Annotated in this window: 9 protein-coding genes and 3 pseudogenes; 10 read left to right on the forward strand and 2 right to left on the reverse strand. The window is 39.7% G+C overall.

Annotation, left to right across the window (positions count from 1 at the left end; translation table 11 throughout):
* Positions 1-22: 22 nt before the first annotated feature.
* Positions 23-1,585, forward strand: a complete 1,563-nt coding sequence (locus O1D97_RS19690) for a methyl-accepting chemotaxis protein (RefSeq protein WP_330221503.1) — start codon at positions 23-25, stop codon at positions 1,583-1,585.
* Between the two features lie 76 nt (positions 1,586-1,661).
* Here O1D97_RS19690 and bioA read toward each other — a convergent pair.
* Both bioA and O1D97_RS17125 read right to left on the reverse strand, forming a co-directional pair.
* A pseudogene (gene bioA, locus O1D97_RS17120) lies at positions 1,662-2,892 on the reverse strand (adenosylmethionine--8-amino-7-oxononanoate transaminase).
* Positions 2,893-3,063: 171 nt separating this feature from the next.
* The gene (locus tag O1D97_RS17125) at positions 3,064-3,786 is read right to left on the reverse strand and encodes a ComF family protein (protein WP_269127369.1); all 723 of its coding nucleotides are present in this window, start codon (positions 3,784-3,786) and stop codon (positions 3,064-3,066) included.
* Between the two features lie 44 nt (positions 3,787-3,830).
* Here O1D97_RS17125 and bioB point away from each other — a divergent pair, with 44 nt between their 5' ends.
* The 9 genes and pseudogenes from bioB (at position 3,831) to fliE (ending at position 11,824) form a co-directional block, all read left to right on the forward strand.
* Complete coding sequence (gene bioB / locus O1D97_RS17130) at positions 3,831-4,892, forward strand: biotin synthase BioB (RefSeq protein WP_269127370.1); 1,062 nt, start codon at positions 3,831-3,833, stop codon at positions 4,890-4,892.
* Positions 4,870-6,057: an 8-amino-7-oxononanoate synthase gene (gene bioF, locus O1D97_RS17135; protein ID WP_269127371.1), complete on the forward strand. Its 1,188-nt coding sequence runs from the start codon at positions 4,870-4,872 to the stop codon at positions 6,055-6,057. Before bioB ends, bioF begins: the two co-directional genes overlap by 23 nt.
* Positions 6,058-6,085: 28 nt before the next feature.
* Positions 6,086-6,883 carry an alpha/beta fold hydrolase gene (locus O1D97_RS17140; protein ID WP_269127372.1) on the forward strand — a complete coding sequence of 266 codons (798 nt, stop codon included), beginning with the start codon at positions 6,086-6,088 and terminating at the stop codon, positions 6,881-6,883.
* Entirely contained in the window at positions 6,858-7,673 is an 816-nt protein-coding gene (gene bioC / locus O1D97_RS17145; protein WP_269127373.1) for a malonyl-ACP O-methyltransferase BioC, read from the forward strand. The genes O1D97_RS17140 and bioC overlap by 26 nt, the downstream gene beginning before the upstream one ends.
* A 2-nt stretch (positions 7,674-7,675) precedes the next feature.
* A pseudogene (bioD, locus tag O1D97_RS17150) lies at positions 7,676-8,358 on the forward strand (dethiobiotin synthase).
* Positions 8,359-8,425: 67 nt separating this feature from the next.
* A complete protein-coding gene (locus tag O1D97_RS17155; protein ID WP_269127374.1) occupies positions 8,426-8,896 on the forward strand; it encodes a helix-turn-helix domain-containing protein in 471 nt (156 codons plus the stop codon).
* Positions 8,896-10,050, forward strand: coding sequence for a sensor histidine kinase (locus tag O1D97_RS17160; protein ID WP_269127375.1), 1,155 nt, complete (start codon positions 8,896-8,898; stop codon positions 10,048-10,050). The genes O1D97_RS17155 and O1D97_RS17160 overlap by 1 nt, the downstream gene beginning before the upstream one ends.
* Before the next feature lies 1 nt (position 10,051).
* Positions 10,052-11,394: pseudogene (locus O1D97_RS17165) on the forward strand (sigma-54-dependent transcriptional regulator).
* Between the two features lie 67 nt (positions 11,395-11,461).
* On the forward strand, positions 11,462-11,824 hold the full coding sequence (gene fliE, locus O1D97_RS17170) for a flagellar hook-basal body complex protein FliE (protein WP_269127376.1): 363 nt from the start codon (positions 11,462-11,464) through the stop codon (positions 11,822-11,824).
* Positions 11,825-11,832 lie beyond the last annotated feature (8 nt).

Genomic DNA, 11,832 nt, shown 5'->3' on the forward strand with positions numbered 1-11,832 from the left:
AATTTAGATTGAGAGAATGTGTATGCGTAAGATGCCAGTGACGAATAAGGAAGCGAATTTCCCTAATGATTACGTTTTAGTATCTAGTACAGATGTAAAAGGAAGAATTACCTTTGTAAATGATGAATTCTGTGAAGTTGCTGGTTATGATCGTGAAGAGCTTATTGGTGCTCCTCATAATTTGATACGTCACATCGATGTCCCTTCTGCCGCTTTTGCTGATATGTGGGTAAATTTAAAGCAAGGGAATAGCTGGATGGGGATAGTTAAAAACCGTTGTAAAAATGGAGATCATTATTGGGTAAGCGCTCATGTGAGTCCTTTAATAGAGTCTGGAAAAGTGGTTGGCTATGAGTCTGTTCGTAGGAAGGCCACGGATAACGAAATAAAACATGCGCAATCTTTATATGATCGAGTGAACAAAGGTGGTCCAGTTGTACCGAAGATGACAAAAGTAAGCTCGATGTTAAAAAATAGTAGCATACCTTTGCTTTTTATTCTTTTGCTGACTTTTGTTGTTTCTTTGATGAGTGTTGATCTCAATATTCAAATTTTTGGCTCGGTTGTTTCTTTTGTCGGTGCGTTATTGGTTAATCAGCAGTCAAGAACAAGAAAAGAAACTCAGAGAAACTTATCTACTGAGTCTCATAATGCACTGGGGCAGTATATGTATTGTCAGTCAGTAGGTGATCATGCTGCAATCTTATTTTCTCAATTACACCAAGAAGCGGCGAGTAACACATTTCGTTATCGATTAGTTGAAAGTTCAAAATTACTTAGAGCTCATGCTTCTCATGTCAGAGAAAATGTCTCAAGTAATCTGGTGAGCTTTAGTAAACAGAGAGAACGTTTTGAGGCCGTTGTTGCGGATACTTCTTATATGTTAAATAGCATAAATGATGTGGCCGATAGCGTTAGAGTTGCAGCGGATGCTACTGAGTCTGTGTGTTCTGAAACGAGAAAGAGCCAAGAGCTTGCTGAGGAAACGGGTAGAACCATACGTCAGGTTTATAGTGAGATCAGTGAAGCGAAAGTAGTGGTGGATATTCTTTCAAAAGAAAGTGACACTATTAATGAAGTGGTTAATTCGATTAGTGATATTGCGGATCAAACCAATTTGTTGGCATTGAATGCCGCTATTGAAGCTGCAAGAGCTGGTGAGGCTGGTAGAGGTTTTGCTGTTGTTGCCGATGAAGTACGGGCTTTAGCGACCAGAACCCAGCAAGCAACACAGAATATCAATCAAATGACAGAAGAGTTGAAGCAAAATACACAAGCGGTCCTGTTGACGATAGATAAAGGTTCTGAAGTCGCTCATCAAGGTGTTGAGCGGGTCAATCAAGTCGCGAAGAATATGAATTCTATTGAAAGTGCGATCATGAAAATTGTTGATATGACAGCCCAGATTAATATTACGGCTCAAGATCAATCTAAAATGGCTGAAAGGTTGAATGACAAGATGGTTGAAGTTGATGGTCTCAATCAGGATAGTATCATTAAAGCTGAGAATACCGTGATTAATATTACTCATATTGAGGAAGAAGCGTATGAACAAATGAATTTGTCTGAACGCTTTAAGAAGTGATCTGTTTGATTGTGCTGTTTTTAGAATTTAAATTAAGCCCCCTAATGAAAGTATCTTATCGGGGGCTTTTTTCTGGTTAGCTGTTTGGCTTACTTAGGGTTTTAATGACGTTATAAATTGCATTAGCAAGAGTTTCTATATCATTGTCATCAATGATATAAGGAGGCATGAGATAAATAAGTTTGCCGAAGGGTCTTATCCAGACCCCTTCTTCGACAAACAGTGGCTGAATTTGGTGTTGATTAATAGGCTGATCTAATTCCACCACTCCGATCGCGCCAAAGCACCTCACATCGACGACATGTTTTTGTGACTTACATCTGTCTAGAGATTCTGCTAGTTTGCCTTCTATGTGCTTAATGCGATTTTCTAAGTCATAGGTTGCCAGTAAAGATAAACTGGCATTAGCCGCTGAGCAAGCTAAAGGGTTACCCATAAAGGTTGGTCCATGCATGAATACTCCGCCTTTATCGCTGATACCCAAAGCAACTTTGTCATTGGTTATTGTGGCCGCTAAAGTAATGTACCCACCTGTTAATGCTTTACCTACACACATAATATCTGGTGCAATATTGCAATGGTCAGTGGCAAACATCTTGCCCGTGCGCCCAAACCCAGTTGCAATCTCGTCAAAGATTAATAATAAATCAAATTCGTCACACAATGCTTTGATTCGGTCTAGATAAAGAGGGTTGTAAAAGCGCATCCCTCCCGCATTTTGTACAACAGGCTCTAAAATAAAACCGGCTACTTGGTGGTGATTGTCTTCTATTGTTTGTCTAACTTCGATTAGATAATTTTCATCTATCGCGGCGTCGACTCCAGTAGGAGGAGGGGATATAAAGAGTTGTTCAGTTAGAGCACCTTTAAACAAACTGTGCATGCCATTAACTGGATCGCAAACTGACATCGCTGCGAAAGTGTCGCCATGGTATCCACTGCGTGGTGTTATGAATTTTTTTGTTTGGAAAGCCATTTGAGTGCCAATATTGCATGGCCATTTTTAAGGCGACTTCTACTGAAACAGAGCCAGAATCAGAAAAGAATACTCGAGTTAACTCTTTGGGTGTGATTTTTATGAGTGTCTCCGCTAGAGTGATGGCAGGCTCATGTGTTAATCCTCCAAACATAATGTGAGAGAAATTGTCTATTTGAGCCTTCATAGCCTTATTTATAACGGGATGATTATAACCATGAATAACGCTCCACCAAGATGACATGCCATCGATTAATTCCTTGTTGTTTGAGAGGGTGATGCGCGTTCCTACCGCGCTTTTTATTAAAAAATGAGGTGTCGGATGACTCATTGAAGTATAAGGGTGCCATAGCAGCTCTTTGTCCAGTTGGATTAATGCTTCGTCGATAGGTTTTAAAGGCATTGTTTCATCATCTAATCTATAAAGTGGAATCGTTATAGTAAAGAAAGTGTTTTCTTAGGGAAAGGGCCTTTCATTTTCTTAATTACCTTATTTCAAACACTAAGGCGTCCGAGCAAATGCCCAAACGTCTATTCGTTCTACTCCATATTTAAATAATTCTGTCGCGCAGGCGTTAACTGTACTACCCGTGGTAATAACATCATCTATTAATACTATGTGTTTAGCGACTTTGTTTATGATTTGGTAAGTGTTCTTTTGTGTTTTGAGGCGTTCTTTTCTTTTTAAGGTATGTTGTGCTGGGGTGTACTGGCTTTTTATAAGGCTATCTGAGTTGATCTTGATTTTGTGCTGTAGATGCTGTTGAACAAGTTTTGCTATCAATTGGGTATGGCAAAATCCTCGTTGTCGAATTCTTTTAGGATGGCTTGGCACTGGGATTATTTCTGTTGGCCATGTGTCTGTTTCATAATGTCTTTGTATTGATGCTGTTAAATAGGGCAGCAGTGTACGTATAAAATGAGTTTGTTGTTGGAATTTAATCGCTTTAATTAAGTGGGCGACGAGGTCTTGATACTCAAAAGGAGCGATTGTCTTGGTTATGTGTTGTTGCGGATGATTTTTTTGGCAATGACCACATAGGATATGATGGGCTTTGGTTGGACGAGCACATTGTTTGCAGTGAGATTCATTAAAGTTGATATAGGGCAGGCAGTATTCGCAGATCTTGTTTTTAGATGGAGCGTGACATAAATGGCAGTGCTGGTTGGTTGTTAAGTAGTAAACTGCTGTAGTTATATTGGTTGACAGGGAGTTCCATTCCATTAGTATTGCTTTCCTTGCTTATACTATAATTTTTTGAGGTAAATATGTCTGTTAACTCGACCCTTGGGCTAAAGTACGACTGGACCGAAGCTGAAGTTCAAGCTTTGTTTAATCTTCCGTTTATGGATTTGTTATTTCAAGCGCAGACGATTCATCGAAATAATTTTAAAGCGAATGAGGTTCAAGTTAGTACCTTGATGTCGATAAAAACCGGTGCTTGTCCGGAAGATTGTAAATATTGTCCTCAAAGCGGTCATTACAACACAGAACTGGAAAAAGAAAAATTAGCTGAAGTAGAAAAAGTTCTGTCTGAGGCATCAAGGGCTAAATCAAAAGGCGCAACACGTTTCTGTATGGGGGCGGCCTGGAAACATCCCTCTGAAAAAGATTTTCCTTATGTACTAGAAATGATTAAAGGCGTTAAATCTTTGGGCTTGGAGTCGTGTGTAACATTGGGGACCTTAAGTGATAAACAGGCTGAAATGTTGTCTGATGTTGGTTTAGATTATTATAATCATAACTTGGATACTTCGCCAGAATTCTACGACAGCATTATTACCACTCGTTCTTATCAAGAGCGTTTAGATACCTTGTCACGTGTTCGTGATTCAGGTATCAAACTTTGTTGTGGTGGTATTATGGGCATGGGTGAAGAGCAAAGGGATCGGATAGGGCTTTTACGTCAGTTGTCTCAAATGACACCCCACCCTGAAAGTGTGCCAATTAATATGTTGGTAAAAGTAGAAGGCACGCCAATGGCAAATGTTGATGACTTGGAGCCTTTTGAGTTTATTCGTACTATTGCTGTGGCGCGTATTATGATGCCAACGTCACATGTTCGTTTATCGGCTGGCCGTGAAGGAATGAATGAGCAAATGCAAGCGTTATGTTTTATGGCTGGCGCTAATTCAATCTTTTATGGAGAGAAACTGCTTACCACTCCAAACCCGGAAGCGCACAAAGACATGCAGCTGTTTGATAAGTTGGGTATTAATACTGAAAAAACAGAAGCCCTATCTGATGAAGCGGAAAAAGAAGCGCTTTTGTCTCAAGTGAAACAGCAGCAAGAAGACAAGCTTTTTTATGATGCGAGCGCTAATGCCTAATTTGCCGAATTGGATTAATGAGTCACTTGCGGAACGACAGCAGGCGGATTTAATTCGAAAAACGGTAGTATTAGATCAAGCTCAAACTGCCCATGCGCAAATTGATGGTAAGCCTTATATTGCTTTTTGTTCAAATGACTATTTAGGCCTTGCGAACCATGCATTATTAAAAAAATCGCTTAAAAAAGCGGTTGATAAATATGGCGTTGGTAGCGGTTCTTCCCATCTAGTTATTGGTCATACTTCGGCCCATGAGAGGCTTGAAGAAGATATTGCTGCCTGGCTGGGTTATGAAAAAGTGATGTTGTTTAGTGCTGGCTATATGGCTAATTTGGGTGCTGTCACCGCGCTAGGTCATAAAACAAGGGATGTTGTTGGAGACAAACTCAACCATGCGTCTTTAGTGGATGGTGCTAAGTTATCGGACAGTCGTTTACGGCGGTATCTTCATAATGATGTCTCTTCCTGTGAACGCTTGTTGAAAGTATCCTCTGAGGGCTCTTTATTGGTGACAGATGGTGTTTTTAGTATGGATGGCGATATGGCCCCTTTATCTGAACTAGCCCGTCTTGCGAGTCATTATAAATCCCTTTTTATGGTCGATGATGCTCATGGTCTTGGCTGTTTAGGTCGATCAGGTAAGGGGAGTTTAGCGCTAGCGGATATGTCTGCATCTGAGGTGCCGTTATTAATGGGGACCTGTGGTAAGGCGCTGGGAACTTCGGGAGCCTTTATTGCAACATCTAAAGTGATGGGAGAGTATTTGACTCAATTTGCTCGACCTTATATCTATACAACGGCCATGTCTCCTGCTATGGCCAGTGTTACTTCTAGCAGTGTGCGTTTATTACAGTCTGCAGAAGGAGACGACTTACGCGGTAGACTAGCGGATAATATTGCATACTTTAGACAGAAAATGCAGGCTTTCCCCTTAGAATTAATGCCCTCAGAAACGGCCATACAACCTATTTTGGTAGGAGACAGTTCAATAGCGCTAAAAATGAGTGAAAAGTTAAGACTTAGAGGTGTTTGGTGTACAGCAATTCGCCCACCAACGGTACCTATTGGCCTTGCTCGTTTACGTATTACCCTATCTGCAGAGCACAGTTTGCAAGATATTGATGCGTTAATAGATGCTTTAGAATATTCTTTGTTAGATAAATGAAGAGTTATATCTTAGTAGGGTAGGAATAATGCGATTTCAATTAGAATACATTTGTCTTGGAGAACAAGATAATCAGGCTATTTTTATGATTCCTGGTTGGGGAATGCCTAAGGAAAGCATGTTACCACTAGCGACAGCATTAAGTGAGCAGTTTTATGTTGTTCTCGTTGATCTGCCTGGTATTACCGCGAATAGTAATAGTCTTCAACTGAGTCGGTTAGGCATAAATTATGATATTGATGTACTTACTGAGCAATTTTTAGAGATTGCTCCGGAATCTAGCTGGTGGTTGGGCTGGTCTTTAGGCGGCGCGATAGCCACTTATGTTGCTGCAAGACGATCAAGTCGAGTCAAAGGTTTGATTACATTAGCCACATCACCATGTTTTGTAAAACGAAATGACTGGGCCCTCGGAATGGATTTGCCTACCTTTGATGAATTTTCCCAGTTGGTGCATACCTCTCCTGAACTCGGTTTAAGACGATTTATTTCGTTACAAACAAAAGGTGCTCAGCACTCTCGTCTATTACAGAAGCAACTTATTGAATATGTTAATCCTGAAGCGTTTAATGGTTTGGCGTTAGATGGTGGGCTGCGATTATTGAGAAATTTAGATGTACGCAGAGAATATGCTTTACTGGATTGTCGAAACCTTCACTTATATGGACAAGAGGATATTCTAGTGCCTTTCAAGGTGTTGTCTAAATTGCATCAAATCAGTGATAAACAAAAAATTGAAGTGATTGAAGGATGTTCTCATCAGCCGTTTTTAGAACAGCCAGAAAAGAGTAAGAATATAATTGAACAATTTATTTATGGAACCTAATCCAGGTGATAGTGATCTAAATGATAGCTATAAGCGGCAACTTGCTAAAAGCTTTAGCCGGGCGGCGTTGACATACGATCATTATTCGTTGTTTCAGCAGCAAGTACTGATGAATTTAATTTCTAAGGTTCCAGAAAAACACTACCAATGCGCTATGGATCTAGGGTGTGGTACAGGAAATGCTTTATTGCCGCTGTCGGTCATTTCTAATACGTTAATTGGTCTTGATTTATCGGTAGAAATGCTGAAGAAAGCACAGGACAAGATCCCTAATAGTCATTTTGTTTGTGCCGATGCCGAACAAATGCCGTTTGCAAAAAATTATTTCGACTTGATTTTTTCTAGCTTAGCCATTCAGTGGTGCCTTTCTCATTACGATTTATTTAAGGAGGTGTACCGGGTCATGAATGACGGAGGCTATTGGTGTTTTTCTACTCTTTGTGAAGGTTCTATGCCTGAAATTGGAGAGTCTTGGTCGAAAGTGGATGGCCGTCTTCATAGCAACCAGTACCCCTCGTTAGAAAAAATACTGTCTGACTTAGAAGTCAGTGGGTTTTGTATTGAATCTCAAGAGATAAAAGTAATCAAGATGCATTTTGATTCGGTACAAAATGCCGTGTACTCAGTAAAAAAAGTGGGCGCTAGTGTGATTGCAAATTTGGGTGATAGGGCCAGAGTAACGCCTTCAACATGGCGCACTTTTGTTAATCAATACAATGAATTGCATGATGGTATTGGGGTGCCTCTGAGCTATCAGGTTGCTTTTATTGTTGCTAAAAAGGTTTTGTAAGTATGAAAAAGCGCTTTTTTATTACAGGAACAGACACGGATGCAGGGAAAACTTATGTCACTGTTGGTCTGTTAAAAGCAGCGGCACGTAGAGGTCTAAAAAGTTTAGGGCTTAAGCCTGTTGCGGCAGGGGCTTCTTGGATGGAAGGCGAGTTAGTAAATGATGATGCGCTGCTGATACAGAAAGCATCTTCGGTTAAGTTGCACTATTCTCAAGTGAATCCTGTTGTCTTTGAAGCGGCCATTGCCCCTCATATCGCGGCGAAGATGGAAAACTCACTGGTTACCGTAAATCGTTTAGATGGCTTTATTAAGGGCTCTTTATTAACGCCGTGTCAATTCGCTTTAGTCGAAGGTGCTGGGGGTGGAGAGTGCCTTTAAATGATAGAGAGCTGTTGTCTGATTTAGCGAAAATTTTGAATTTTCCGGTAATACTAGTTGTAAATATGAAATTAGGCTGCATTAATCATACATTACTTACAGTTGATGCCATAAAAAATGATGGTTTAATGGTTGCTGGGTGGGTTGCCAATAATGGACAAGCTTCTATGACTTGTTATGAAGAGAATCTTTTGACTTTAAAGCGTTTACTTAATGCTCCGTTTTTGGGCGAATTGGATTACTATCAAAATGAGTTTGAATCAGAAGATGCGTTTGATTTAATTTTAGATACTGTCTTGTCTTAACTGTTTAGCGACTCACTGTATTAATGAGAGATATTTTTTATTGCATGCTAGTTTGGCAGGAGCGTAGATGAAAGCACTAATTTATGGCTTAACAGCGTCTGAAGAGCGTGATGTCACCTTATTACTACATTTTGTTGGGGTTGGTATAGTGTCGACTGAAGATAGGGTGTCAGAACCAGACTTTGCTATAGTTGGATCACTAAGTAATACGAATATAAACTCTCTTATTCCTGTTATTAGTTTGTTCTCTTTTGATCGTTTTACTCTCTCTGCACCTAGCTCGTGGTGTTTGCCACTCCCTTGGCAATATGAAGATTTAAAGCCAATTTTACAAAAAATATCACAGCTTTCTCGGTTTCCCACCATTAATGCGGTTGATTTGAATTTACATGTAAAAAGACTAGAGTCTCTTTTGATTCGCCAAGCATTGCTTGTCGCTAATGGTGTTGTGTCAAAAGCCGCTCAAAACTTGCAAATTCAGAGGACGACCTTAATAGAAAAAATGCGCCGTTATAATATTGATAAATCGGAGTTTTAGTGACAAAAGATGAAGAAATTAAGGCGTTAAAGGCCGCTTTTGATGAATTCTTAGTCTCTTCAGAGGTGTTAGCGAGTTCGTACAATGAATTGCAAAAACAAGCGGAAATCCTTTCAGAAAGGCTGGTTATTGCCGAGCAAGAAAAAATAAGAGAAGAGCGTAAAAATCAACTGCTACTGAGCCAATTTCAGCAATTATTTGAATCTATGCCTGTAGGTGTTTTATTGCTTAGCTCTGAAGGTGTTATTGTTATGGCTAATGGTGCCGCTACTCAATTGTTTACTTCTTCCTTAATAGGTGAATCTTGGTCTAAGGTTGTTGCAAAAAGTTTCTCTCCTCAACAGGATGATGGCTATGAAGTGTCAATGGTCAGCGGTCGACGTGTACGAGTGGAAACATCATCATTAGGTAATGCACCTGGGCAATTAGTTGTATTTGTTGATCTAACAGAAACGCATAACTTGCAAAAACAACTCGCTCACCATGAGCGGCTTTCTAATATGGGGACAATGGTAGCCGCTTTGGCTCATCAGATTAGAACCCCTCTTTCTACGGCCACTCTATATGCTGGGCATTTACAAAAAGAAAACTTGAGCGTAGAAAATCGATTAAAATTTTCGTCTAAGCTTATGGGGCGTTTACAACATATGGAAAGGCAAATCAGAGATATGTTGGTTTTCTCTAAAAGTGATATTCGTTTAGACTCTAAGCTTGATATTTATCTGTTTTTAAAAGAATTTAACAATGCAGCGCTTGAAGTATGTGAGCAAAAGAACACTCACTTAGAGTTTGTTGTTACGGAATGTAAATCTTCATGTCTTATACAATGTAATAAAGATACTTTAATTGGTGCGCTGGTTAATTTAATTAATAATGGTATTGATGCACAGGGCGAAAATGGTGTGATCAAGGTAAAGGTTGAAATACAAGAAGATCGTCTAGATATATATTGTATAGATTCTGGAATAGGAATGTCGTCTGATTTACTTCAAAAAATACAGCAAGGTTTCATTACGACAAAACAAAATGGAACAGGTTTAGGTATTATGGTTGTGAAAGCTATTTCAAGAGCCCACCACGGTCAATTTGAGTTATTTAGTGAGCTGGGGGAAGGGACGACCGCTTTGGTTAGTCTACCGTTAATAAGGGTGTAGAATGTCAGAAGTACGATTATTAATAGTTGAAGATGATAAAGCCTTAGCTGAAGCGTTAGAAGATACTCTAATGTTGGAAAATTATGAATGTAAGGTGGCCTATAGTGCTGAGGACGCGATGGTTCTATTGAAAAATAGACCTTTCGATATGGTTATATCAGACATAAATTTACCTGGAGTTGATGGTTACCATTTACTTAAGCATGTCGTCGATATTTATCCAGACTTACCTATTATGTTAATGACAGCTTACGGAGACATATCTAAAGCCGTTGAAGCGATGCGAGATGGTGCGGTTGATTATCTATTAAAACCATTTCAGGCGAATGAGCTGCTTGCTGTTGTGGCTAAAAATACCAAGAGAAGAGCTATTGAAAGTGACTCTCAGCCTATTGCGATGGACAAAGCCAGTATTAATCTATTGAACTTAGCAAAGCGAGTGGCTGTTACTGATTCAACGGTATTAATTAGCGGCGAGAGTGGTACGGGTAAAGAGGTATTAGCAAACTACATACATCAGAACTCACCGCGATCTTCAGAACCGTTTGTTGCATTAAATTGTGCTGCGATTCCAGAAAATATGCTAGAAGCGCTTTTGTTCGGTTATGAAAAAGGGGCGTATACTGGTGCTGTGTCTTCTCAGGCAGGCAAGTTTGAACAGGCGAACGGTGGAACGATTCTGCTTGATGAAATAACCGAAATGGATATAGGTTTACAGGCCAAACTTTTACGCGTTATTCAAGAACAAGAAGTAGAGCGCTTGGGTGGGAAGAAGCCTATTCCACTAAATATTCGTATTTTAGCGACAACGAACAGAGATCTTGCGGACTATGTGAAAGAGGGGGGTTTAGAGAAGATTTGTATTATCGTTTGAATGTATTCCCTCTTAAGTGGCCCCCGATTAGAGAACGTAGAGCGGATATTTTGCCAATTGCCAAAAAAATGTTGGAAAAATATGCGCTTAAAATGAGGTTGTCCCAGCCTAAATTGACGCTTGAGGCGCAAAGCAAACTGGAGTCTCATCCTTGGCCTGGGAATGTAAGAGAGCTTGAAAATGTCGTTCAGCGGGCATTGATATTATCTATGGATGGAGAGATTGATGTGCAGCAAATTGTTTTTGATGCGATTTCTGCTGAAGACTTGTCTGATAATGAAGAAATGGATGATAATGCGGCTTCAATTCTTGGGCAGGGTGTTCAACAGCATGAATTTAGAATTATTGCTCAAGCCTTGATTGACAGTAATGGCAAAAGAAAAGAAGTTGCAGAAAAATTAGGTATTAGTCCAAGAACTTTACGATATAAAATTGCAAAAATGAGAGAGTGTGGCTTAGACGTTGATTGATTTTATATCATATTTTTATTGTCTTTGTGCTAAGCTGTTCTAATAGGTAATTTTTAGGGTGGATGCTATGGTCACGAATAGGCCAGACATAAATCAAGTCTTGTCTCAAATGAGGGACATGCGCTCGCAAGTTCAACAACCAAATGCAATAACTAATCCCATAAGCAAAGTGGGTGATGTTTCTGGTGTTGAAAATGGTATCGAGCGAGCTGATTTTTCAGCCATGTTGAAAAATGCAGTGGATAACGTAAATACTCTACAAGCTGAGTCAAAAAATTTGGCTCAATCTTATGAACGTGGAGTTGAAGGTGTTGATTTGCCTCAGGTAATGATAGGGCTTCAAAAATCCAGTGTTTCTTTTGAAGCAATGACTCAAGTCAGAAATAAGCTTGTTGATGCATACGAAAAAATTATGAACATGCCTATTTAAGTATAATA

It is taken from the genome of Marinomonas phaeophyticola (assembly GCF_026966905.1).
In the GTDB taxonomy this organism is placed as follows: Bacteria; Pseudomonadota; Gammaproteobacteria; order Pseudomonadales; family Marinomonadaceae; genus Marinomonas; species Marinomonas phaeophyticola.

What these genes read in the sequence shown, in the direction of transcription:
- O1D97_RS19690 (WP_330221503.1), top strand. Translation starts at nt 23, where the DNA reads ATGCGTAAGATGCCAGTGACGAATAAGGAAGCGAATTTCCCTAATGAT.
- O1D97_RS17125 (WP_269127369.1), bottom strand. Translation starts at nt 3,786, where the DNA reads ATGGAATGGAACTCCCTGTCAACCAATATAACTACAGCAGTTTACTAC.
- bioB (WP_269127370.1), top strand. Translation starts at nt 3,831, where the DNA reads ATGTCTGTTAACTCGACCCTTGGGCTAAAGTACGACTGGACCGAAGCT.
- bioF (WP_269127371.1), top strand. Translation starts at nt 4,870, where the DNA reads ATGATGCGAGCGCTAATGCCTAATTTGCCGAATTGGATTAATGAGTCA.
- O1D97_RS17140 (WP_269127372.1), top strand. Translation starts at nt 6,086, where the DNA reads ATGCGATTTCAATTAGAATACATTTGTCTTGGAGAACAAGATAATCAG.
- O1D97_RS17155 (WP_269127374.1), top strand. Translation starts at nt 8,426, where the DNA reads ATGAAAGCACTAATTTATGGCTTAACAGCGTCTGAAGAGCGTGATGTC.
- fliE (WP_269127376.1), top strand. Translation starts at nt 11,462, where the DNA reads ATGGTCACGAATAGGCCAGACATAAATCAAGTCTTGTCTCAAATGAGG.